The organism is Stenotrophomonas maltophilia group sp. SKK55, assembly GCF_057179845.1.
Genome location: NZ_JBXUHP010000013.1, coordinates 135,186 through 159,789, shown reverse-complemented (window position 1 = coordinate 159,789; position 24,604 = coordinate 135,186). Strand labels below are relative to the sequence as shown.

The 24,604-nt window shown below is 62.7% G+C and carries 17 protein-coding genes and 1 pseudogene; 9 read left to right on the top strand and 9 right to left on the bottom strand.

The features are described 5' to 3' along the window. Positions 1–394: 394 nt before the first annotated feature. On the top strand, positions 395–1,303 hold the full coding sequence (locus AC2A1N_RS08200) for a hypothetical protein (RefSeq protein ID WP_484371979.1): 909 nt from the start codon (positions 395–397) through the stop codon (positions 1,301–1,303). Positions 1,304–2,105: 802 nt separating this feature from the next. On the opposite strand, the gene AC2A1N_RS08195 is transcribed toward AC2A1N_RS08200, so the two are convergent. Next, positions 2,106–2,471: a hypothetical protein gene (locus tag AC2A1N_RS08195; protein WP_100441045.1), complete on the bottom strand. Its 366-nt coding sequence runs from the start codon at positions 2,469–2,471 to the stop codon at positions 2,106–2,108. A 293-nt stretch (positions 2,472–2,764) separates the two neighbouring features. Between AC2A1N_RS08195 and AC2A1N_RS08190 the strand changes: the two are divergent. The 3 genes and pseudogenes from AC2A1N_RS08190 to AC2A1N_RS08180 all read left to right on the top strand — a co-directional run. Beyond that, positions 2,765–3,619: pseudogene (locus AC2A1N_RS08190) on the top strand (PA0069 family radical SAM protein); the annotation flags it as partial. A 373-nt stretch (positions 3,620–3,992) separates the two neighbouring features. After that, a complete protein-coding gene (locus AC2A1N_RS08185) occupies positions 3,993–7,139 on the top strand; it encodes a DUF6531 domain-containing protein (protein WP_484371977.1) in 3,147 nt (1,048 codons plus the stop codon). A 16-nt stretch (positions 7,140–7,155) separates the two neighbouring features. Then, positions 7,156–9,375, top strand: coding sequence for an RHS repeat-associated core domain-containing protein (locus tag AC2A1N_RS08180; RefSeq protein WP_484371975.1), 2,220 nt, complete (start codon positions 7,156–7,158; stop codon positions 9,373–9,375). Between the two features lie 717 nt (positions 9,376–10,092). On the opposite strand, the gene AC2A1N_RS08175 is transcribed toward AC2A1N_RS08180, so the two are convergent. The 3 genes from AC2A1N_RS08175 to AC2A1N_RS08165 all read right to left on the bottom strand — a co-directional run bounded on the left by AC2A1N_RS08175 (position 10,093) and on the right by AC2A1N_RS08165 (position 13,388). Then, a complete protein-coding gene (locus tag AC2A1N_RS08175; RefSeq protein ID WP_484371973.1) occupies positions 10,093–10,803 on the bottom strand; it encodes a 2OG-Fe(II) oxygenase in 711 nt (236 codons plus the stop codon). 108 nt (positions 10,804–10,911) lie between these two features. After that, positions 10,912–11,928, bottom strand: a complete 1,017-nt coding sequence (locus AC2A1N_RS08170; protein ID WP_061480468.1) for a class 1 fructose-bisphosphatase — start codon at positions 11,926–11,928, stop codon at positions 10,912–10,914. Between the two features lie 257 nt (positions 11,929–12,185). Next, positions 12,186–13,388 carry an amino acid aminotransferase gene (locus AC2A1N_RS08165; protein WP_484371971.1) on the bottom strand — a complete coding sequence of 401 codons (1,203 nt, stop codon included), beginning with the start codon at positions 13,386–13,388 and terminating at the stop codon, positions 12,186–12,188. 171 nt (positions 13,389–13,559) lie between these two features. On the opposite strand from AC2A1N_RS08165, the gene AC2A1N_RS08160 reads away from it, so the two are divergent. After that, complete coding sequence (locus tag AC2A1N_RS08160) at positions 13,560–15,653, top strand: TonB-dependent receptor family protein (protein ID WP_484371969.1); 2,094 nt, start codon at positions 13,560–13,562, stop codon at positions 15,651–15,653. 80 nt (positions 15,654–15,733) lie between these two features. Here the strand turns inward: AC2A1N_RS08160 and AC2A1N_RS08155 are convergent, their stop codons facing one another. After that, positions 15,734–16,078: a hypothetical protein gene (locus tag AC2A1N_RS08155; RefSeq protein WP_053496719.1), complete on the bottom strand. Its 345-nt coding sequence runs from the start codon at positions 16,076–16,078 to the stop codon at positions 15,734–15,736. 146 nt (positions 16,079–16,224) lie between these two features. Between AC2A1N_RS08155 and AC2A1N_RS08150 the strand changes: the two genes are divergently transcribed. The 3 genes from AC2A1N_RS08150 (at position 16,225) to ligD (ending at position 20,197) form a co-directional block, all read left to right on the top strand. Beyond that, the gene (locus AC2A1N_RS08150; protein WP_049413394.1) at positions 16,225–16,623 is read left to right on the top strand and encodes a hypothetical protein; all 399 of its coding nucleotides are present in this window, start codon (positions 16,225–16,227) and stop codon (positions 16,621–16,623) included. Between the two features lie 163 nt (positions 16,624–16,786). Next, entirely contained in the window at positions 16,787–17,707 is a 921-nt protein-coding gene (gene ku, locus AC2A1N_RS08145; protein ID WP_154349999.1) for a non-homologous end joining protein Ku, read from the top strand. Between the two features lie 3 nt (positions 17,708–17,710). After that, positions 17,711–20,197, top strand: a complete 2,487-nt coding sequence (gene ligD / locus AC2A1N_RS08140) for a DNA ligase D (RefSeq protein ID WP_484371966.1) — start codon at positions 17,711–17,713, stop codon at positions 20,195–20,197. A 75-nt stretch (positions 20,198–20,272) separates the two neighbouring features. Here the strand turns inward: ligD and AC2A1N_RS08135 are convergent, their stop codons facing one another. From AC2A1N_RS08135 to AC2A1N_RS08120, 4 genes are all read right to left on the bottom strand, one after another. Further along, a complete protein-coding gene (locus AC2A1N_RS08135) occupies positions 20,273–20,665 on the bottom strand; it encodes a hypothetical protein (protein WP_242890326.1) in 393 nt (130 codons plus the stop codon). 127 nt (positions 20,666–20,792) lie between these two features. Then, positions 20,793–21,821, bottom strand: a complete 1,029-nt coding sequence (gene adhP / locus AC2A1N_RS08130) for an alcohol dehydrogenase AdhP (RefSeq protein WP_242890329.1) — start codon at positions 21,819–21,821, stop codon at positions 20,793–20,795. A gap of 96 nt (positions 21,822–21,917) precedes the next feature. Continuing rightward, complete coding sequence (gene eda / locus AC2A1N_RS08125; RefSeq protein WP_065186797.1) at positions 21,918–22,556, bottom strand: bifunctional 4-hydroxy-2-oxoglutarate aldolase/2-dehydro-3-deoxy-phosphogluconate aldolase; 639 nt, start codon at positions 22,554–22,556, stop codon at positions 21,918–21,920. Positions 22,557–22,667: 111 nt separating this feature from the next. Beyond that, positions 22,668–23,258: a cysteine dioxygenase family protein gene (locus AC2A1N_RS08120; protein WP_484371964.1), complete on the bottom strand. Its 591-nt coding sequence runs from the start codon at positions 23,256–23,258 to the stop codon at positions 22,668–22,670. Between the two features lie 239 nt (positions 23,259–23,497). Here AC2A1N_RS08120 and AC2A1N_RS08115 point away from each other — a divergent pair, with 239 nt between their 5' ends. Beyond that, positions 23,498–24,553, top strand: a complete 1,056-nt coding sequence (locus tag AC2A1N_RS08115) for a LacI family DNA-binding transcriptional regulator (protein ID WP_061480459.1) — start codon at positions 23,498–23,500, stop codon at positions 24,551–24,553. Positions 24,554–24,604 lie beyond the last annotated feature (51 nt).

The following is a 24,604-nucleotide window of genomic DNA, read 5'->3' as shown; positions in this document are numbered from 1 at the left end:
CGTAGTCTGCCCCAAAACCAATTGACCGCAGCAGGCTCGAGGTCTGCTGCGGCCTAGGGATGTTTATCAGGGATGGGGTGGATGTCTGCTTATGGCCGAAAGCGGACATCGCCAAGGCAGTGGATTAAGGTTGTTTATCGTGGCATGGGCATGGCACCTTTCGATCCAGAGCGGACATCAGCGTGAGCGCACGCTCTGCACCCTGGTAGCTCTCACTACACATCGGACTGTTAAGTGAACCACAGCCGTCCTAAAATGAGGCCGTATCAAGGGTCTAGTCCTCAAATCACGGGCTGCGGGTACTTCGTATAGCCCGACTCGAGGAGCCGACCATTGTTCATTTAGCACGGCGCAATCATTCTGGGCAGCGGACGGGGACGTGATGAAGCAAGACATGAAGGAAAAGCTCAAAGAAGCCGTGTTTGATGTCGAGCACGCTTTAGGAATGTACGCTTCTGGCTACTGCACCATTCCAGCAGAAGCAATCTATGACAAAGATGCGTTGGCTTCAGTCATGAGCGTAGTCAAAGATTGCCATATCTACCTTATTGGGCTCGTACCCAGGATTGTCCTTGAGAATGCAAAACTAGAGAACGACAAGCTGAGCATTTTTATGAGTGCTCTAGGACAGACTTACGAGGTCAAGTACCCGTGCCCAGAAGGGTGTCGGTTGCAGCTGGTCGATGACATATATCACGTTGTTGATGCATCGGGACGCTTGGGATGGCCAAGTCCTCAGGACCTACAGGCACGACTAAGCTCCATATCGCAGGCGATAGATTTCGACGTGAAGTACATCGGGCAGGCCTACGGAAAAGATGGATCACGCAATGCCTTAGACAGACTGCTGAAGCACGAGACGCTTCAGAAAATTGCCTTGAAAGGCATTCCTGAGACGCACAAGCTAACCCTGCTGCTGTTGACAGTTGTTCCCAACAGTCAGCTCTTCACGTTCTTCAATCCATTCGCCAAGAACAAAGATAATGATGGGACGCGCATTCGCGCGGGGCTGGAGAAGCTATACGAGACTAGTGAGCAAGAACGAATCACTCTCTATGAGGCATCACTTATCCGGTACTTCTCTCCCGAGTACAACATTGAGTTCAAAAACAGCTTCCCGTCCACCAACCTGAAGGTCCTTCAAGCCTGCTACGAGAAGGATTTCAGTGCGGTTGTGGCAGAGATATGCATCGACGAGCTTCCGTTCAGATTAAGATCTGACTGTGTAGCACCGGCGCACTATCACATAGCTAAGCACAACTTGCATAAAGAGAGTGACCGGCGAATATTCTTTGGACTGTAGTTCGGTGAATTCTCTGTCTGCTGCTGGCGGGAAGCTGTCGTGGGCTCGACATGGCAGCAACTGACCCAAAGCGGACATCCATCAGTGCTTGTCCACTGCTCTTGAAATGCGGCCTGGTCTGCTTGCTGGGTCCGGCTATGCCTCGGCTTGTCAGCCGGACCCAGCAGCCCTAAGATCGAGCCGCTGTCAGCGGGGATAGCCCACCATATGGTGGTATGTGGATAAGTCGTGTAACCGGACCCAGGGATCCGGCTACAAGGTAGTTAGGCAGCAGGGGGAGATGGTGGACAGCCGAAGTATCTTTGAAAGACTGACACGACCCGTGCCAATCAATCTCGCAGACCTCCCAGAAGAGTTCGGTATCTACGCTCTTTGGGACCATGAACGACAAATCCGGTGCATCGGTAGCACACCAAAAGCCACCGAGGGATTCCGCACCAGGATTTACAGCAAGCACGCCACTGGCAGCGAAGGTCGCAGCCACAAGTTCACGCAAGCGTATTGCACCGGCCGTATGTGGCGTTACTGCAAGAAGCTTGATCACCCAGCTGCCGCTCGCGAGCAGTCCGCCACAGATGCGGACGCAGCAAAGAAGCTGAGAAACGCCTTTATTCGTAAGCACTGTGGGGCGAGCTACGTATCCATACCTCGTAGCTATCTGCCAGAGCCATACTTCGCAAACCTCACTTCATTGGAGTTCCAGCTTCAGGCTATGGCACCTTCAAGCATGCGGGCGTGGGAGGGTATTGGGTTTCGGCCTCTACCAGAACCGGCACCTCTCGTGGATCGCTTGTTGGCTGAACTACCTCACTTTGCAGCAGGCGCTGAAAGGCAGCATGCCATCTATAAGGCGCATGTGCTTTGCACTGATGTCTAACAATTCATTGATACTCGCCTTCTCAACAAGCTGCGCAATCAATGCGCGCATGAGTGGGGAGATTTCCGCATTGCCCAACAGATAGTTGATACCTACATTGAGCCAATGACAATGAAACATGCGCTCAATGCTGAAAATGAGGTCCAACCGATCCTGTTCCCACCAAGCTGCGCGCCGAAGCAAGTGCTCGTCAGTACCCTTGCGGCGTTGATCACCTTTGCGAACCTGCTCAAGCCCCTTCTCAAAGCGGCCGTCACGGAGGGAACGGGTGACGGCATCTAACGATTCCAAGCCGAAGCCGCCTGATGGCTCGGCTTAGTTCAGGCGTTTGGCGGTGTCCGCTTTTGGCCGGAAGCGTACGCTGACCAAACGATGTTTTAGCCCGGCCACTCACGGGCCGTCGGGCGCTCAACGGGGCCAATACAGTGCCCCTGAGTCCTCGCCGCATTAGTCGGAACGCTAACCTCCCCTTCATTGCCATGGGCTAGGGGGGAATTTCTATCCTGAGCCGCGTTAGCCTTGACAGAGCACCAGTTCGATAGGGGTTGCGCTGAACACTTCCCCTCAAACACATATAGTGCTGGTGTTCCTACTGCTTCGCGCGCCCTTCGCATGCCTATCTGAACCTGTCGCCTGGCCTGGACTTCGAGACCAAGCTGTTCGCCAAGACCAATGCGCCTCAGCTGCTGCGCAAGGAACTGTCGAAACCCGGTTACGTGCCGCAGCCGATCGCGCTGGGCATCAACACCGATGCGTACCAGCCGATCGAGCGCAAGTTCAAGCTGACCCGCCAGCTGATCGAAGTGATGCAGGAAACCAGGCATCCGTTCTCGCTGATCACCAAGAACGCACTGGTCGAGCGCGACATTGATCTGCTCGCGCCGCTGGCGGCGGAGAACCTGGTCAGTGTGCATTTCTCGGTGACCTCGCTGGACCCGCATCTTTCCGCGAAGCTGGAACCGCGCGCATCAGCACCCCATGCACGGTTGCGCGCGATGAAGCGCCTGCATGACGCGGGTATCCCGGTGGGCGTGATGGTGGCGCCGGTGATTCCGTGGATCAACGACAGCGAACTTGAAGCGGTGCTGGAGGCTGCGCATGATGCCGGCGCCAGTACCGCGGGCTACGTGCTGCTGCGCCTGCCGCTGGAAGTGGCGCCGCTGTTCCGCGACTGGCTCGATACCCATCATCCCAATCGCGCCGCGCACGTGATGAGTACCATCCAGCAGCTGCGTGGTGGCAAGGACTACGACAGCCAGTTCGGCACCCGCATGCGCGGCCAGGGTGTGTATGCCGATCTGCTGAACAACCGCTTCAAGCTGGCGCGCAAGCGGTTGGGATTCAATGCGCAGAACAGCCATTGGCCGAAGCTGGATTGCAGCCGGTTCCAGAAGCCGCTGCCGCCGAAGAAGGATTCGCCGCAGGGGTCGTTGTTCTGAGGCCATCTCCGGCAGGAGTGATGGCCGTCGGTGGCGCAGCAGCGCCCACAGTTTCTTGCGGCGGAAAGTGCGTCTCTTTTGTCGCTTTCGGCATCCCAGCCAAGTCGCTGATGACATCTTCTTCGCTGTATCGATGAACAACAGCGGCTCACCCGCATCGCTGCTCTATGCAATGAGCTGAACATCAGATTAATATCCAAGGCCCTCAGCCGCATGCTCAGGCGCGAGTGGAAACCGATCCAGCAATTCGAGGAATACCAAGAGCATGATGCTCCGTTCGACAAGCACGTCCGCCGCCGCCCTTCTGTTGATCCCACTGACGATCACTACAGCCTGCTGGGTACCTGGCGCTTCTGCAAGGAAGGCACCTTGGGTGTTCTACCAGAACAAGGACGGAAACTCCGATATCAAGAATATGGACAGGGTCTACGCCATCCGCCCGCCCAGCGCAGCCGCAATCGCATCAGCGGGCGTGATCTCAATCGGCAAGGGCGTGTCCTACCACTCCGATATCTCCCTGCCTGCCAAAACGGCGCTGGAGCAGGAAACGGATGATCGCCGTGACGACTGCAACGAGCGCAAGGGCAATCCGGTCGTGCTCTACACCGGCAACAAGGTAGAGATTGAGCGTGACTTCACCGTCAATGGGGAAATGGGCCTGTTCCTCGAGCGCACCTACAATCACCACTGGAGCGCCGCAGGTCTGTTCGGCAATCACTGGATCAGCAACTTCGACTACAGCCTGGTATTCTCCAACGCACAGAATACGGCGTGGGCACAGCGGCCGGACGGCCGACGTATCAAGCTGATCTGGAATGAGGCCGAAGCACGATGGAATGAGGATCGTGCCAAGCCGATCGCATATCTGGTGAAGAACAGCGATGGAAGCTTCACGCTGAACAATGAGGAGCTCGGTAGCGAACGCTACAACGCAGATGGCTATATAACCGAACTCCGCAACGAGCAAGGTGTCTACTGGACCTTTGCCTATATCAACAAGTACCTGCAGACCGTCACTCATTCGTCAGGTCGTAGCATCCAGTTCACGTGGAACAATGGTCTGCTGATCCAAGCCAAGGACCCAGCTGGGAACGTCTATCAGTACGGATACACCGCCGATGTCTTCGGGGCAGGTCGCGCCCGCCTTGCAAGCGTAACCCTGCCAGGTGCGCCGCAGACGACCATTACCTATCACTATGAGGACGCGCGCTACCCGGGAGGATTCACCGGGAAGTCGTACAACGGCGTCCGATATTCCACCTTTGCCTACGATGCCTACAAGCGAGCGACGTTGTCGGAGCATGCTGGTGGAATCGAACGGCACACGTTCAGCTACGTGGTCGAAAGCAGTGCGCCGGTGGCCGCCCCCCCTGCGCCAGCCCGGCCCGGTGGCGTTCGCGGCAGCGAAGAGACCGGATGGTGTGAGTACAACCCGCGCCAGGGTCAGATCTGTATTCAACCCCGTTCCTTGCCCGGTGGCCCAATTCAACTCGCCGCTCGTAGCGGATCACAGAGCACGCTCTTGGCGGCAGCCGATGACCGGACACGTCCCATCAAGCTGAAAGTCAGCGAGACGAACCCGCTGGGACGCACCACCACGTATGCCTATGAGGACGGGCGCCAAGTGTCGGTGACCGGAATCAGATCATCCAACTGTCCGGCGAGCTACAAGGAGCGCACGTACGATGCAAACGGAAACCCGGACATTTTTCACGACTTTGTCGACAATCTTACCGACTTCGACTACAGCGCTGACGGCAACCTGCTGAAGAAGAGCGAAGCCATTGGAAGCTCGGCCGAACGCGTCACGCTCTATCAATGGGACACGGCAGGACGTCATCTGCTCAAAGAAACGATTGTTGGCGATAGCGAAACCACCTTCACTTACGATGGCAGGGGCAACATCAGTTCAACGACGAAGCGCAATCTGACGGCGGCCGGTGTAAACGGGCAGGCAAGAACCACGCAATACACCTACACCTATCATGCCAACGGGCTGACCGCCTCCATCAAGGAAGATGGTCCTCTGGCACAGGACGACATCACGTCCACATTCGACACGAAGGGCGATTTGTCCAGCGTCACCAACGCGCTCGGTCACACGGTTAGCTACTCCAACTTCAACGGACTGGGCTTGCCGGGACGCATCGTCAATGCGAACGGTGGTGTGCGGGAGCTGACGTATGACGGCCGCGGCCGCGTTGTGTCCGACAGAACCAGCTCGGGTACCGGCTGGGCGACCACATCCATTGGCTACACCGCTGCAGGTGACATCGCCTCGCTCACCCAGCCCGATGGCGTGACAGTCCGCTACGGCTACGATGCAGGGCGCCGCCTGATACAGGAAGTGCGTACGATGGGAGACGGCAAGTGGGCGTGGACGCGTCATAGCTATAACAATGCTTCCAATCGCACGCGCACTGAGATTTCACAGACAGACTATCCGATGGATACGGTGGTTACTGGAGTGATTGACGAAATCACCCATGATGCGCAATGGAACTGGTTTGTACGCGGCTGGGCCTGCTCCACTGGCTCGGCTGGGTCAATCCAGGTGGACGGTTACGCCGATGGCAACGTCTACCTGGGTAGCACTCAAGCGAGCCTTGCCAGCGAGCCGGGAGTTGCTGCGGCCTGCCAAGCATCAGGGAGCGCCTATAGGTATCAATTGCCCATCTCGCTAGCCCAGAGGCAACAGTTGGGCGGTCAGAAGTTCTCCATTTACGGCCAATCTCCGCAGGGCCGCGGCCAGGACCGACCGCTCGCGAACTCAGGCGTGTTTGCGATTCCGACAGCAAACATCGCTGGTGACATCGGCGGCGTGACCCAGGATGGCAACTGGAACTTCTTCATTGAAGGCTGGGCCTGCTCAGTTGGCGTGGACACCTCGATCGACGTACACGTCTATGCCGGTGGCGCAGCTGGTGGCGGTACATTCGTCGCTTCGGGCCGCGCCAACATGCCGACCGACGGAAACGTTGCCAACGCGTGCCAGGCACGTGGAAATGCCTATTGGTTCAAGATCCCTCTCGACGGCAACGTACGATCAAATCACGGAGGAAAAGCGCTGTACGTGCACGGTATTTCGCCTGTTGGTGGTCCGAACCTGACCATCAATCGCTCGGGTGCTTTCACCGTCCCTGCCGTGATGCGTAGCGCCGAGCTGGTTTCTGCATCGACCCCGGTGCCTCATATCTTCAATGGACAGTCATCCAGCGTGACTTTCCAGTTCCGAAACACGGGCAACGTCATCTGGAATCCAAGCGATACCTATATGGTTCTGAGGACGGTGCGGACCAGCGAGGCTATCGGGCTTTCATCTCCAGTCGCACCAGGCGCCATAGCCACATTCACCGTGATCGTCTCGCCTGTGAACACCGGTAGTGGTGTTGCGCAATTCGAGTATTGGGGACAGTTGGCATCCGGGGCCACAGCCTGGGGGCCGCAAGGGCAGGTGACGGTAAGGGCAGAGAACGACAAGGGCAGTTGCAACCCGAAATTCTGCGAAGAGCCACGCTAAGGAAGGCCAGAAAGACATGTCGGCAATTGCTTTGGCCATGATGGGGCTTAATACCATCGTCTCTTCCGTGAACTATCAGTACGACGAGTTGGGACGCGTGATATCTGAGAGCACTGAGCAGGGAAGAAGCGTAAGGTACGTCTACGATGCAGAGGGAAGAGTCACCCAAGTGACCGATTCGCAGAATCGCGTTACACGAATGACTTACGACCCGCGCGGGCGCCTGATCCAGTCAATCGATGCAGCAGGAGGCACGACTCAGATTGCCTACGATCTTGCGGATCGTCCGATTCGCATTAGCGATCCTCGCAATCTGGTCACCACCTACGAGTTTGATGGCTTCGGCCAGTTGTGGAAGCAGGTGAGTCCGGATACGGGAACAACACAGCATCAATACGATGCTGCTGGCCTGCGGACTGCGACGACGCGTGCAGATGGCAGTATGGTTTCTTTTGGCTACGACGGCCTGGGACGAATGACCTCTGCGAGCGCCGAGGATCGCACGCTGGGCTACAGCTACGACTGGTGTGGTAATGGCAAGGGTCAACTGTGTGGCACATCAGGGCCTGGGACCGCTACCCACTTCGCTTACACACCGAACGGTGAGCTGCAGATACGCCGCGACTTCACTGATCTGTCTGGTCAGAAGACCGACTACAGCACAAGCTATGGATACGATGGCATCAATCGCCTGAGCGAGATCACCTATCCCAATGGTGATAAGGCAACTTACACTTATGGTGGCCAAGGAAAGCCTAACGTCCTGATGGCCACAATCGATGGCACTCAGCGCTCGATCATTTCCCAGGCCAGCTGGAAGGTCACGGGCGCCCACGAGTGGTTGGCCTATGGCAACGGTCTTGCTCGGGGATACAACCATGATCAGGAAGGAAAGCTGACCGCTATGTCGGTCTGGGGACCGAACGGCACCAAGGTCAGCTATTGGGAATATCAGTACAGCCGCGACGGCGAAATAACCGCGATTGTTGATGCTGTCGACCCAAGCATGACACAGTTGATCGGCTACGATTCGCTGAGTCGTCTCACGCAGCTGACTCGCTTCGGCGTTACCAACAATCTGTCCTACGACGCCGGCGGCAATCACGACCGCTACCAAGCAGGTAATCAGCTGACCCAGTACAGCATCGACCCGGGGAGCAATCGGGTGCTGAACTACACCAACCAGGACGGCAGCCGCCAGTACCAGTACGACGCGTTGGGAAATCGAATCAGCGAAACAGCCGGTAGCCGGATCAGTACCTATGAGTACGATGCATTCAATCGCATGAGCCGCAGTAACATCGGTGGCACTGCGACCGACTACGTGCTTAACGCCCAGGGGCAGCGCGTTGCAAAGATCAACCAGAACACCAACAGTCGCTACTTCTACGCCGGCCAGAACCAGCTCATGACTGAGCTGAACAACGGCGTCTGGACGAATTACTTCTGGTTCGATGGAGAACTGGTGGGATTGGCGCGAAGCGGGCAGCACAATTACGTGCATACCGATCATTTGGGGCGCCCTGAGTTCATCACCAGCCCAAGTCAGCAGACCGTCTGGAAGGCGTATAACTACGCCTATGGACGCAGTGTCCAGAAGGATGAGATTGGTGGGTTCAACATTGGCTTCCCGGGCCAGTACTACGACGCGGAAAGCGGCCTCTGGTACAACGGCTTCCGCGACTATGACGCGAGCATTGGCCGATATGTGCAGAGTGATCCGATTGGGCTGGCGGGGGGCATAAACACATACGCATATGTAGGTGGAAACCCAGTTTCCTTCACGGATCCGTATGGGCTCTGTGGAATCAACTACCTTGACCTTGCCATCGGAATTGCCGACATCAACATCGGAAGAATTGAACTTGCCGGTGGTGCCGTCACCGCAATCATAGGCGCCGGGTTGGGATCAGAAGAAGCCATGGCTGCGGGCGCGTTGGCCGGAGGTCTTGGCATGGCAACCATGTATGATGGTGCAACTGGGGTATGGGGCGCTTTTGACGGAAAGAAGCGTGACCCTGCGTTACAAGAGGTTGGTGGAGCTCTTTTGGGATACCACGGAGCTAAGGCGGGGAGAATCGTCTCCGACTGGACGACCATTCGCGGCGGATTCAAAGGCCTGAGGAACGTAATGCGAGGTAAAGCGACTCTCCAAGGAGCTTATGACGCCGCAAAAGCAGGGAAAGAAATGATAGATAGCCAATCGTCCAGCACCGATCCATGCGATTGCAATTGAGATAGGGATGAAGATTCTACTTTGGGCACCTGTAGTTGTATTTTCTTTGCTCTCATTGAGAGCAATGGTTTTTGTCGTCTACCAAGGGCTGAATGGCTCTCCCTTTGAAGAAGAGGAAATCATTGTCGCCGGGATCGGATTGGTCTGCGGCTGGATTGCTTGGGTTATGTACAAGACCCTGATCAGATCATGGAGGAAACCGAAGCCCTAGCTTGGGCTGAAGATTGTGAGCCAGCCAGTCGGTGAATGAACTTTGCGAGCAGCCCGTTGCACTGGGCATGCTCCTAAGCATGCGACCCAAAAGGCCCAGCAGGTGGTGGAGAAGATGTCAACCATGCTTATCGGCTCAGTGTCCGCATTGTCGCATGCGCATGAAATCGCCAGGTCATCAACGAAAGTAGCGGTGGACCTGCATCTCTTTTTGACTGTGCTGGGAAGTAAATCGATAAGGATCATCTACTGGGTAGGCATCGCGTTCTTGTGGATGCTTCCATTGAATTCTCTTCTATTAACGGTCGGTAATCTGATGGCCGGTAATCTCTTGGAGCAGAAGAACTTGTTGGCTTCGGTATGGTCGTGTTCGGTGCAGCTGCAGGTGCGATCCTCTATCGCCGTCGACCTCGCAAGCGTTCTCAACTGGACGAGTACCCTTAGTCAAATCTTCTGCACAAGAATTGCTTAATTTGAGTCTAGTTTCCGGGGGGGGGGGGACACAGCTCATCCTTCCCCAAACAACTTCTGCGCACTCTGGAACAGGATCCAGCTGGTGGCGATGAACTTGTCGCCACCCTGTGGCCGATTGCCGCGATGGGTGTGGGTGAACGCCGTCGGCGCAATCAGCAGGCTACCGGTGCGTGGCGCGATCTTCCGCTCCTGGAACAGGAACTCGGTTTCGCCTTCGTCGAAGTCGTCATTGAGGTACAGCGTCCACAGCACGTGCCGGTGCAGGGTCTCGGCCTGCGCATCCTTCGGGTACAGCTCGCAGTGCCAGTACGGGTAGCCACCCTCGCCCGCGGCATACCACTGCAGGTTGATCGCGCCCGGACGCAGGCAGGTGCGGGCCAGGTCGGCCAGCTGCTGTTGCGGCATGTCGGGGAAGTCCTCGGCAGACAGGCGTCGCGGTTGGCCATTGCTGTCCTGGATCTGCAACATCAGCGGGGCAATCAACGCCTGTGGATAACGGCGTAGATAAGTCAGCAGGCCGTTGAACACCGCAATCTGCAGCTGCTGATCAACATCCTGCCAGCCGTCCAGGCCACTGATGCGCAGATCCTTGCTGTGCTTGAGTTCCGGGAACACGCCACTGCCCACCGCACCGGGCAGCAGGCCACGCGTGGCACGCATGCGCTCGACGATGGCCGCGCAGACCTCACTGGGGACGGCGTTGTGGATGACCTCGATGAAATCGACCGGGCCCTGCTCGTGCATGCGTGCATTCCTTCGGCGGCAACGGCTTGATGGTGCCGTTTGCCGCCCGCGGTGTCACCCTGCGGTCATGTCATCGAACTGCCATGACCGCCGTCAGGCGTTGAGCCGTCAGCCCTTCGCTTCGTCGTGCGCGTGGTGGTAACGCACCGCTTCGGCCACTTCCTCGCGCGAACCCAGGAACACCGGCACGCGCTGGTGCAGCTGGTCGGGCTGGATGTCGAGGATGCGCTCGCGGCCGGTCCAGGCGGCGCCGCCGGCCTGTTCGACCAGCAGGCCCATCGGGTTGGCTTCGTACATCAGGCGCAGCTTGCCGGCCTTGGACGGATCCTTCTTGTCCCACGGGTAGATGAAGATGCCGCCGCGGGTCAGGATGCGATGCACGTCGGCCACCATGCTGGCGATCCAGCGCATGTTGAAGTTCTTGCCGCGCGCGCCTTCCTTGCCGGCCAGCAGATCACTGACGTAGGCCTGCATCGGCGCTTCCCAGTGACGCTGGTTGGACATGTTGATGGCGAATTCCTGGGTGGCCGCCGGAATCTGCATGTTCTCGGTGGTCAGCACGAACTCGCCCTTCTCGCGGTCCAGAGTGAAGGCGTGCGTGCCGTGGCCGACGGTCAGCACCAGCTGGGTGCTGGGCCCGTAGATGCAGTAGCCAGCGGCGATCTGCTTGCTGCCCGGCTGCAGGAAGGCGTCATCGCCCGGCAGCTCGACGTTGGTCGGGCAGCGCAGCACCGAGAAGATGGTGCCGACGGAGACGTTGACGTCGATGTTGGAGCTGCCATCGAGGGGATCGAACAGCAGCAGGAAATCACCGCGCGGATAGATGTCCGGCACCGGCTGGCTGTGGTCCATTTCCTCCGAGGCGCAGGCGGCAAGGTGGCCGCCCCAGGCATTGGCTTCGAGCAGGATCTCGTTGCTGATGACGTCCAGCTTCTTCTGCGCTTCGCCCTGCACGTTGCCGGTACCGGCGTCGCCGAGCACGCCACCGAGGGCGCCCTTGCTGACGGCGATGGAGATGCTGGTGCAGGCGCGGGCGACGACCGCGATCAGCTGGCGCAGGTCGGCATTGATGCGGCCGGCGTGCTGTTCCTGGATCAGGAAGCGGGTCAACGAAGTACGGGACATGGGCGGGCAGGTCTCGGCAGCGGGAAAACGCCTATTGTCGCCCGTCTGGCGGGGGCGTGCGTGAGCGCGGGAAGGCGTAATCGTTTCCAGATGCGTTGCGCTGTCGGCGCCTTCCTTCTGTAGAGCCGAGCCCGCGCTCGGCTGCTCTTCGTCCTTCATGCCGCACAAGCCGAGCGTAGCCCGGCTCCACAGAGACCTGGGCGCAAAAAAACAAAGGCGCCTTTCGGCGCCTTTGTTCAAACCACTGCAGCCTTGCTTCAGCCCTTGGCGACGGTGGCCACGGCCTTGGCGACGTATTCCAGGTTGTTCTGGTTCAGCGCGGCCACGCAGATGCGGCCGGTGCCGACGGCGTAGATGCCGAACTCGTCGCGCAGACGTTCGACCTGCTCACGGCTCAGGCCCGAGTAGGAGAACATGCCGGCCTGTTCGTTGATGAAGCCGAACTGCGGCGCACCGGCAGCGGCCAGCTTTTCGACCAGGCCCTGGCGCAGGGCGTGGATGCGCTCGCGCATCTCGGTCAGCTCCTGCTCCCACATCGCGCGCAGTTCCGGATTGGTCAGCACGCCGGCCACCAGCGCAGCACCGTGGGTGGACGGGCTGGAGTAGATGGTGCGGATCACGCGCTTGACCTGCGACTGCACGGCCTTGGCGTCAGCAGCGGTCGGCGCCACCATCGACAGCGCACCCACGCGCTCGCCATACAGCGAGAACGACTTGGAGTACGAGTTGGCGACGATGAAGCTGTCGATGCCGGCTTCGGCGATGATGCGCACGGCGGCGCCATCCTGCTCGATGCCCTTGTCGAAGCCCTGGTAGGCCATGTCGATGAAGGGGAACAGCTGCTTCTCCTTCAGCAGCTGCGCGACCTGCTTCCACTGGGTGACCGTGAGGTCGGCGCCGGTGGGGTTGTGGCAGCAGGCGTGCAGCAGCACCACGGTGCCGGCTTCCAGCTTGCCCAGGTCGGCCAGCAGGCCGTTGAAGTTGACGCCGTGGGTGGTCGGGTCGAAGTAGGTGTAATCCACCACCTCGAAGCCGGCCGCGCTGAACACGGCGCGGTGGTTTTCCCAGCTGGGGTTGCTCAGCGCAACGGTGGCGTGCGGCAGCAGCTTCTTCAGCACGTCGGCGCCGACGCGCAGCGCACCGCTGCCACCGACGGTCTGTGCGGTGGTGACGCGGCCGGCGGCCAGCAGCGGCGAGTCCTTGCCGAACACCAGCTCTCGCGTGGCCTGCGTGTATGCCGGCAGGCCATCGATCGGCAGGTAGCCGCGCGGTTTGGCGTCAGCGGCAAGCTGCTGCTCGATCTGCTTGACGGCGCGCAGCAGCGGGATGCGGCCGCTCTCGTCGTAGTAGATGCCCACACCCAGGTTGACCTTGGTCGGGCGGCTGTCGGCGTTGTACGCCTCGGTCAGGCCCAGGATCGGGTCGCCTGGGACCAGTTCCACGTTTGCAAAGAAGGACACGGCGGTACTCGTTCGGTAGACGGAAAGGGGGAGGAAGTGCGCTACGCGGTCTGCGGCCTTGCAGCCGGAAACAGCCCATCGTAACAAAGCCTGCCGGGGCTGGCCGCCGCCATCGTCATCCGTGGCCCCGTACCATGGCGTGCGTTGCCGCCTGATCCATCAACCTGAATCATGAATCCCGCCGCACGCCGCCATTGCCTGCCGCTCGCTGCCCTGCTGTTGTCGCCTTGGGCGGCGCTGGCCGAGTCCGCGCCGACCGCCCTGCCCAGCGTGCAGGTGCAGGCCGCACGCGTGCCCGGCATCGACCCGTTCGCGCTGCCGGCCAGCCAGGACACGGTCTGGATCGACGCCGCGCGTCCCGGCGCCGGCGCACAGCTGTCCGAGGCGCTGGCCGGGGTCCCGGGCCTGGTCGCCCGTGACCGCCAGAACTTCGCGCAGGACACCCAGCTGTCGATCCGTGGCTTTGGTGCGCGCTCGACCTTCGGTGTGCGTGGGGTGCGGGTGTTGATCGACGGGGTGCCGGCCACCATGCCCGATGGCCAGGGCCAGCTGTCACACGCCAGCCTGTTGGGCGCCGAACGCGTCGAGGTGCTGCGCGGGCCGTTCTCGGCGCTGTACGGCAACTCCTCCGGTGGCGTGCTGCAGGTCTGGAGCGCGCAGGGCCAGGCCGGCGACCCGTGGCGGTTGCGGCTCAACGCTGGCGCCGACAACACGCTCAGTGTCGGCGCGCAGCTGAAGGGTGCCGGCCAACTGCTGGACTACAACATCGCCGCCAATCACTTCCGCACCGAGGGCTGGCGCGACCACAGCCGTGCCCGCCGCGAATCGCTCACTGCGCGTATCGGTGGCGATCTCGGCGGGGGGCGGCTGGAGCTGCTGCTCAATGCCTTCGATGCCCCCGATGCGCAGGACCCGCTGGGCCTGAGCCGTGCCCAGGTGACGGCCGATCCGCGCCAGGCCACCGCCGTGGCGCACCAGTACAACACCCGTAAATCGGTGCGCCAGCAGCAGGCCGGCCTGCGCTGGACCCGTGAAACCAGGGCGCAGCGTTGGCAGCTGATGGGCTATGCCGGCCAGCGCGCGGTACGCCAGTACCTGCCGATCCCGCCGGCAGCTCAGACCAACAGCCCGTTGCATGCCGGCGGGGTGATCGACCTGGAGGGCGGCTATGGCGGGCTGGACGCGCGCTGGGGCTGGCACGGCGACCTCGCCGGCCGGCCGCTGGATCTGGTGGCCGGGCTCAGCGCCGACCGCCAGCGCCAGCATCGCACCGGCTACGAGAACTTCATCGGCAGCGCTCTCGGCGTGCGTGGGCGGCTGCGCAGAGACCAGATCGACACCGTGCAGAACGTCGATCAGTTCGCCCAGGCGTGGTGGCAGTGGAGTCCACGCTGGTCATTGCTGGCTGGCGTGCGTCACAGCGCCGTGCGCTGCGAATCCGACGATCGCTACATCACCGCCCGCAACCCGGACGACAGCGGCCACCGCCGCTACCAGGCCACCACGCCGGTGGCCGGGATCAGCTTCGCGGCCAGCCCGCAGTGGCGGCTGCACGCGGCGGTGGGCCGTGGCTTCGAGACGCCCACCTTCAACGAGCTGGGGTATCGCGCCGACGGGCAGGCGGGACTGGCGCTGGATCTGGCGGCGGCGCGCAGCCGCAGCCTGGAGGTGGGCAGCAAATGGCATGCACAGGACGGAACCCAGCTCGATATCAGCCTGTTCCGCGCAGATACCGACGATGAGTTGGCAGTTGCCAGCAACATCGGCGGACGTAGCACCTATCGCAACATCGGCCGCACCCGCCGCCAGGGCGTGGAACTGCGCTACCGGCAGCCGTTGGCAGAACAGTTGGAACTGCAGGTGGCCTGGACCTGGCTGCAGGCGCAGGTGCGTGCGCCGTACCAGACCTCGAACACCTGGGTCTCCGCCGGCAGCCGCCTGCCCGGGGTACCGCGCCAGCAGGCGTTTGCCCGGCTGCAGTGGACGCCCGCCGACTGGCAGTGGGCGCTGGAGGCCGCCGCCAGCAGCGACACCGTGGTCAACGACGTGGCCACCGAGCGGGCGCCGGGCTACGCGTTGCTGAACCTGGAAGGTGGCCGTCGCTGGACACTGCCAGGTGGCGAGCTGCGCGCCTTCGCCCGGCTGGAGAACGTGCTGGACCAGGCCTACATCGGCTCGGTGATCGTCAATGACGGCAACGGGCGCTTCTACGAACCGGGACCCAGCCGCCGGGCCAGCGTGGGCCTGCAATGGTCATGGCGTTGAGTGGGTAGTGCCGGCCGCTGGCCGGCATCGCTCCGTGCAGGGCAGCCCAGACGTTGCCGGCCAGCGGCCGGCATTACCCGTCAGTCGGGGGCCTTGGCCGGCACGAACGGCGAGGTCGGGTCGCTGGCCGGGAAGGTCTCCTCCAGCGCCTCGTCCTGGTTGTCGCTGGCGCGCTGCTTGCGTTCGCGACGCTTGAGCGGGCTTTCCTGGCCGCCGCGATGCCGGTCGCCGCCATCCTTGCGGTCCTGGGCGGCCTGTTCAGCCTCGTGCTTCACCGGCAGATGGTCGCCACCGTGCTCGGCGTCGTAGAAAGGTGCACCGGTGCCCCGGTAGTCGGCATTGTCGGCATCGCGCTTGCCGCGCTGTTCACCGGGAATGGGCGGGTGGTTTTCCCGCAACGGGTCTCGGGAATTCTCTCGGCTCATGGTCTGGCTACCTGCGCTCGGGGCTCCCACTACACCGCGCCACAGGTAAAGCCGCCGCGAACCCGGCGTCATGAACATCTCGCTCACCCCCCGGTAACAGCACCGCGCGTATTCCTGCCCACCCGCCCCCGCTGCAGGAGCCGGCCATGCCCCGTCTTGAACGACCCGCACCGTCCGTGTTCAACGCCCTGCTCGATCCGCTCGGCCAGCGCACCGCACAACGCCGCACGCGCCGCCATGAAGATCCGCAGGCGGTGGCGCAGGACTACCTGCAATACATGCTCAGCGACTACGAAGAGCGTCGCGGGCAGAACCACCGCAACTGGCGCGATCTATGCCCGGTCTATGCCTTCGCACTGACCACCCACGCTGCCGACTGGCCGCGCGGTGACGCCGCGGATACGTGCGAGGAACTGGCCGAACACTGGGAACAGATGCGCGGGCAGTCGCGGTTGAGCTGGTCGCAGGCACGGCCGGTGGTGGAAGACGCCTGGCGCGCGCTGGATCATATTCCTGCGGTGGCGGTGAGACCGTTGCTGCAGTAGTGCCGGCCGCTGGCCGGCAACCTCAGGAAACTTCAGGCCGCGAGCTCTGCCGGCCAGCGGCCGGCACTACCGTTCTCCGTAGAACCCACGTGCACGGTATCGACACGGGTGGTTTACACCGCCCATCCGAAGCTGGATGCCCTGCCCCGCCAAAGGTGCGCTCATGGCCCGCCCGATCTGGACCGGCACGCTGTCGTTTGGCCTGCTCAACGTGCCGGTGTCGCTGATGTCAGGCGAACGCAAGGTCGATCTGCAGTTCCGCATGCTCGACTCCCGCGACCGCAAGCCGATCCGCTTCGAGCGGGTCAACGCCGATACCGGCGAGGAAGTGCCATGGAAGGACATTGTCAAAGCCTACGAGTACGACAAGGGCAGCTACGTCGTGCTGGAGGAAGGCGATATCCGGTCTGCGGCACCGGAAAGCCACGAAGCGGTGGAGGTGGAATCGTTCGTGGATGCCGCGCAGATCGACCCGCGCTACTACGAGAAACCCTACCTGCTGGTGCCCGGCAAGAAGGCCGAAAAGGGCTACGTGCTGCTGCGCGAGACATTGCGCAGTACCGGCAAGGTGGGCATCGCCCGGGTGGTGGTGCGTACCCGCGAATACCTGTGCGCGGTGATGCCGCATGCGGACGCGCTGGTGCTGATGATCCTGCGCTATCCGCAGGAACTGGTGGATCCCGAAGATTACAAGCTGCCCACCGGAAAGCTCGCCGATTACCGCATCAGCAGCAGGGAAACGGCGATGGCCGAGCAGTTGATCGAGTCGATGTCCGGTGATTGGGATCCGTCGCAGTATCACGACGAATTCCGCGAGCGCCTGCAGCAGGTGCTGAACAAGCGCATCAAGTCCAAGGGCGGTACCACCCGGGTGGAGGATGAGCCTGTACCGCGCGAGGATGCCACCACCAACGTGGTCGATTTCATGGCGCTGCTGCAGAAGAGCCTGGACGCGAACAAGCGTACGCCGGCGAAGAAGATGGCAACGCGGAAAGCAGCCACCAAGCCGACGGTAAAGAAGGCCGCAAAGAAGGCAACGAAGAAGGCCGCGAAGAAAACCGCTGCACGTCGCAAGGCAGGTTGAGCCATGTCGTTGCACCAGTACCGGCGAAAGCGCCGACTTGGCGGTGGCTTCGGGCAGACACCGGAACCTGACGACACGCCCGCACACGGCAATCCGAAGCGGCGGCCGATCTTTGTCATACAGCTGCACCATGCCACTTCGCGGCACTATGACTTCCGCCTTGAGATGGACGGTGTGCTGAAAAGCTGGGCGGTGCCGAAGGGTCCTTCGCTTCGCGTTGGTGACAAGCGGCTAGCCGTGGAAGTGGAAGACCATCCGCTGTCCTACGCCGGTTTCGAAGGCGATATTCCCGAAGGCCACTACGGCGCTGGCCACGTGGAGGTCTTCGATCACGGCACATGGGCCTGCGAAGGCGATCCACTGCAGGCACTGGCAGCGGGAAAGATCGACTTCGTGCTGCATGGGCAACGCCTGGCCGGCGGCTGGAAGCTGGTGCGCACAGCGATGAAGGGACGCCAGGTGCAGTGGCTGTTGATCAAACGCGACGACGAGGAAGCGCGCGATGCCGAAGCAGATGATCTGCTCCAATCCCCCATGCCGAAACGCACATCCGCAGTGAGCAAGCGCACGATGGGCAAGTCAACGCGCGCCGCACCGGCTGCACGATCGGCGACCCGCAAGGCCGATGCGCGTTGGCATGCGCGAGCACTGAACCTGGACGGCGCGCGTGACACGCCCTACCCGCGTGCCTTCAAGCCACAGCTGACCGATCATCGCGACAGTGCACCGGACGGCGAGCGCTGGTTGCATGAGATCAAGTGGGATGGCTATCGCCTGCTGGCCGATCTGCACGAAGGCAAGGTGACGCTGCGCTCCCGCAACGGCCTGGATTGGACCGGTGATTTCCCCGAGGTGGTACAGGCCGTGCAGGCACTGCCGGTGCGGGATGCGCGCCTGGACGGCGAGCTGGTGGTGCTGGACAAGCAGGGGCGCAGCGACTTCGCCGCGCTGCAGCGCGTGATCGACGGGAGTTCGAAGCAACCGTTGCGCTACATCGTGTTCGATCTGCCGGGTGTGGCCGGCGTGGACATCAGTCGTTCACCGCTGCTGGAGCGCAAGGCGCTGCTGAAGGATCTCATCGGACCCACGCCCGGAACCCTGGCCTTCAGCGAGCACGTGATCGACCATGGCCCGCAGGTATTCGATGCCAGCGGCAAGGCGGGATTCGAAGGCATCGTCAGCAAGCAGGTGGATGCGCCCTACGTGAACACCCGTGCACGCAGCTGGGTGAAGGTGAAGCATGAAGACACCGACGAGTTCGCGATTGTCGGCTACACGGCACCGAAGGGCTCCCGGGTAGGGTTCGGCTCGCTGCTTCTCGCCATGCCGGACAACGGCGGATTGCGCTATGTGGGGCGGGTCGGCACCGGCTTCGACGACGAGAGCCTGCGCGCGCTGCACAAGGCGCTGCAGCCGTTGGCGGTGAAGACGCCTGTGCTGCAGCTGCCGGCGCATGTGCCGTTCCGCGCCGCCAGCGTTCGCTGGGTGAAGCCGGTGACGGTGGCGGAGGTGGCCTTCCGTGGCTGGGGCAAGGAAGGCCTGCTGCGCCAGGCCAGTTTCAAGCGGCTGCGCATCGACAAGCAGAAGGAGGACCTGGGAGTGGCCATATCGAGTGCTGAAGCCGGCGGCGAGGTCCAGATCACCCATCCGGAGCGGGTGGTGTTCCCAAGGCAGAAGTTCAGCAAGGGCGACGTGGCGGACTACTACCAGCGCATGGCGCGCTGGATCCTGCCCGAAATTGCCGGGCGGCCCTTGTCGCTGCTGCGCTGCCCGGATGGCGTGGGCAAGGACTGCTTCTTCCAGAAGCACCATGGCCCCGGCCTGGGGGATGCCGTGCACGCGGTGCCCCTGCAGCAGAAGAGCGGCCGCGAGGACTACGTCTACATCGACGATGTGCGGGGCCTGCTGCAACTGGTGCAGATGAACACACTGGAGCTGCATCCGTGGGGCGCGACCGTGGCCGATCCCGAGCACCCGGATCGCTTGGTGTTCGATCTCGATCCCGGTGAAGGGGTGGGCTGGGCGGAGGTGAAAGCCGGTGCACGCGATGTGCGCGACCGCCTGCAGCAGGTGGGCCTGAAGAGCTTCGTACGCCTGTCCGGTGGCAAGGGCGTGCACGTGGTGGTGCCGCTGCAGCCCAAGGCAGGCTGGGACGAGGCGAAGGCGTTCTGCGAGGCATTCGCGCAGGCAATGGCGCTGGAGCAGCCTGATCGCTATGTGGCGACGATGAGCAAGGCCAAGCGCGGCGGGGTGATCTTCATCGACTGGCTGCGCAACACACGGGGCGCTACCAGCGTGTGCTCGTGGTCGCTGCGTGCACGCGACAGCGCTGGCGTGGCAGTGCCGCTGCGCTGGGAAGAGCTTGCACGCGTCAGTGCGGCCGACGCTTTTCCGATGGCCAAGGCACTGGCGCGCGCGAAGCGGCTGAAGGGTGACCCATGGCAGGGCATCGCGCGGTTGAAGCAGACGCTGCCGCGCATGGACCTGTAGAGCCGAGCCCATGCGCGGCTGCCTGTGTCGATGTGCATGAAAGCCGAGCACGGGCTCGGCTCTACAGGGGCGGCGTTACCTTGCGTCGCGCGAGGGACGACGGCCGAACCACCAGCCGGCCAGCAGTTGCAACGGCAGTGACGCCAGCAGTGAAATGACGAACCAGAACGGGAAATCCGCACCCGCCGTCCACATGGCGTAGCCACAGCCCAGTGCGACCAGCGACCAGATCGAGAAGCCGTGCGATCGCGGCCAGCAGGGCGCGTAATAGGTGGCAAAGGAAACCCCGGCGATGCCACCGAGCACGCTGAAGGTGAGATCCCAGCCCAGTTGCACGCTGTTGTTGTCCGGCGACAGGCCCAGCAACGGTGGCAGCCAGCTGGCGACGCTGCTGACCAGCGCAAGCGACAGCACGCCGCCGATCAGGGCAACGAGGGACAGGAACAGGGTCTTGAGCAGGCCGGGCATGCGCGCATTGTACGGCGGCCACAGAGTGCCCGCGTTGCCGGCCAGCGGCCGGCACTACCGATGAATCGGCATGGCCGCCGCGTCCGTGGGAGAGGGGGACGGAGCGACGGCGGCCATGCACAGGCGGTCAGGCGGCGAAGTCGAGCACCACGCGGCCTTCGATGGTGCCCGCATGCATGCGCGCGAACACGTCGTTGATGTTTTCCAGGCGGTCGGTGCTGACCGTGGCCGCGACCTTGCCCTCGGCGGCGAACTGCAGCGATTCCTGCAGGTCCAGGCGGGTACCGACGATCGAGCCGCGCACGGTGATGCCGTTGAGCACCATGCCGAAGATGTCCAGCGGGAAGTTGCCGGGCGGCAGGCCATTGAGCGAGACAGTGCCGCCGCGGCGCACCATGCCCAGTGCCTGCTCGAACGCCTTCGGCGACACCGCCGTGACCAGCGCACCGTGGGCGCCGCCGATTTCCTTCCTGAGGAACGCGGCCGGGTCGGTGGTGCGCGCGTTGACGATGACCTGCGCGCCCAGCTGGCGGGCCAGTGCCAGCTTGGTGTCGTCCACGTCCACCGCGGCCACGTTCAGGCCCATCGCGCGGGCGTACTGCACGGCCATGTGGCCCAGGCCACCGATGCCGGAAATCGCCACCCAGTCACCGGGCTTGGTGTCGGTGACCTTCAGGCCCTTGTAGACGGTCACGCCGGCGCACAGCACCGGCGCGATCTCGACGAAGCCCACGTCCTTCGGAAGCAGGCCGACATAGTTGGCATCGGCCAGTGCGTACTCGGCGAAGCCGCCGTTGACCGAGTAGCCGGTATTGCGCTGCGTCTCGCACAGCGTTTCCCAGCCACCCAGGCAGTGTTCGCAATGACCACACGCCGAGTACAACCAGGGGATGCCGACCCTGTCGCCTTCCTTGACGTGCCCTACCCCGCCTCCCACGGCCACGACGTGCCCCACGCCCTCGTGGCCGGGGATGAACGGCGGGTTCGGTTTCACCGGCCAGTCGCCCTCGGCGGCGTGCAGGTCGGTGTGGCAGACGCCACAAGCCTCGATCTTGACCAGTACCTCGCCCGCCCCCGGGCGCGGTACCGAGACTTCCTCGATCACCAGTGGCTTGCCGAACTCACGCACGACAGCGGCCTTCATGGTGGAATTCATGTTCGGATCTCCGTAGTGCGCTTGCCCACAGAATGACGCCGGCGCGAGGCCGGCGCTTTGATCACGATCAAACCTTTGAAGATCCGCGAAGCAGGTTCAGCTGGCCAGCACCGAGGCCTCGCGGGCCAGGCGCTCGATGGCGTCCCAGTCGCGGGTCTGCAGCAGCGCCGGGGTGGTCAGCCACGAACCGCCCACGCACAGCACGTTGGGCAGGTGCAGGAACTGCGGCGCGGTCTGCGCGCTGATGCCGCCGGTCGGGCAGAAGCGCACATCGGCGAACGGGCCGTGCCAGGCGGCCAGCAGCGCGGCGCCGCCGGCCTGCACGGCCGGGAAGAACTTGAAGGTGTCCGCGCCGTGCTCCAGGCCCTGGATCAGGTCCGAAGCGGTGGCAGCACCGGGCAGGTACGGCAGGTCGGCATCACGCGCGGCCGCATACAGTGCCGGCGTGGCACCGGGGGAAACGGCAAAACGCGCACCGGCCTGCTTCGCCGCCTGCATCTGCGCGGCGTTGAGTACGGTGCCGGCACCGATCACCGCGTCCGGCACGGCCTCGACCATGGCCTTGATCGCATCCAGCGCCTGCGGCGTGCGCAGGGTCACCTCGATCACCGGCAGCCCGCCACGGAACAGCGCCTGGGCCACTTCGACCGCTTCATTCACATCTTCGGGGGTGTACACCGGGATCACCGGTGCCAGCTTCAACAGCGCGCGCAGGCGCGGATCAGCGCTGGACATCGTCTTGCTCCTTGCCCGCCAGGGCATCGCGGATGCTGCCGGTGCCGGCAGCGCAGCGGCGCATGATGCCATGCGGACCGCGACGGTGCCCTGCTCCGCACTGCGCCGGATTCAGGCCGGGTCGGCCTGCAGCGCCTGGATGCGGCGCTGGTACCAGTCGCCACCGAGCGGATCGAACACCGCCGAGCGCTCCATCTGCGCCTCGTACACGTGTACCGAGATCGCCAGTGCCTCATCGCTGGCATTGCGCAGGGTGTGGTACTCATGCGGGGGGATCAGGCTGCCTGTACTGCCGCAGCCCCCGCGCAGCGCGGCGTGGCGGCGGAAGCGCCAGCGCTCGCCGGCGCACTCCAGCAGCTCGTAGCGGGTGATCTCCAGCTCGCCCAACCACACGCCCTCCACACACCACATGGCATCGTGGTCGTGCAGCGGCGTGCCCTGCCCTGGGCCCCAGCTCATGGCAATCACGCTGTAGCCGTGTTCGCGGCTGTGGTACAGCGGACGTCGCGCGTAATGATCGCTGACCGGCCGATGCACGCATTCGGGCAACTCGATGCGGCTGTCGGTTATGGCTTCCTGCAGCGCCAGCTGCAGGTCGGTCGTGATGCGCTCGGGATCACCGGAGCTCATCGCCGCGTCGACTGCGGCGATCAACCGGTCGCGGCCGCGGAATGACGGAAACGGAGAAGTCTGCAGGTCCATGCCTCGAATGTAGCGGAGCATGGTTAAGGGAATGTTGGCGTTCGCGCGCGTCGCGTCCACATTCAAGGTGAATACGCGCGGAAGAACGATTCAGATGCAGACGCAGTAGAGCGATCACAATGGAACCTTGCGCAGCAGAACCTGTCGAACACGACACGATTCAGATCCGCTGCGACATTCCGCAACTTCGCGCCCGACGGGCGCAAGGCTAGAATTCTCCGACTTACCTGGTTCTATACATGTCAGTGCGAACTATTAGCGATGCCGCGTTGCCGGCATCGAAGGGCAAGGCTGCCACGATCAACGACATCGCACGACTGTCGGGAGTTTCCAAGAAAACGGTTTCAAGAATCATCAACAACTCGCCGCTGGTGCGCAAGGACACCCGCGACAAGGTCGAGGCGTTGATGCGCGAGGTCGGTTACGTGCCCGATCCTCTCGCGCGCGGGCTGGCATTCCGCCGCTCCTTCCTGATCGGCCTGGTGTATGACGACCCGGGTGCCCAATGCATTGTCGACCTGCAGCACGGCGCGCTGGACGCGCTGCGCGGCACCGGCTATGAGCTGGTGGTGCACCCCTGCGACAGCCAGGATCCGGAATGCCCGCAGGGCGTGCGCCGTTTCGTGCAGCAGCAGAAGCTGCACGGCGTGATCCTGGGGCCGCGTGCGTCCGAATCGGCCGCGCTGGCGCAGACCCTCGATGACATCGACTGTCGCTACGTGCGCATCAACGCGCATGCCTCGGAGGATGAGAACCATGCCGTGGTCACCCATGACCGCGATGGTGCTGCCGCTGCGGCGGGCTACCTGCTTTCGCTTGGCCACCGCGACATTGCGGTGATCACCGGACCGGGTGACCGGCGTGCCGCGCGCGAACGGACGCATGGTTTCCTTGATCGGCTGGCGCAGGTCGGCCTGACCCTGCCCGGCGAGCGCGTGCTGGAAGCGGGCGACACCTTCGAGTCCGGCGTGCATGCCGCCGAACGGCTGCTGATGGGCGAGCAACGCCCCAGTGCGATTTTCGCCGGCAACGACGAAATCGCCGCAGGCGTGTACCAGGTGGCATTGCGTGCAGGCATCGCGGTGCCGCAGCAGCTGTCGATCGTCAGCTACGACGACAGCCCGTTGGCATCGCGGCTGTGGCCGCCGCTGACGTCGGTGCGGCGCCACGTCTCCGATATCGGCCGCACCGCCGCCGCCATGCTGGTCCAGGCCGACGTGCCCGACGCGCCGACCGCCGCCAGCGTGCATCCGCAGTTGATGGTGCGCGGGTCCTGCCGGGCCGTGGACGCCTGAGTGCCCTGCCCTCGCCTGCGTCGCTGCAGTGGCGCAGGCAGGCAACAACGA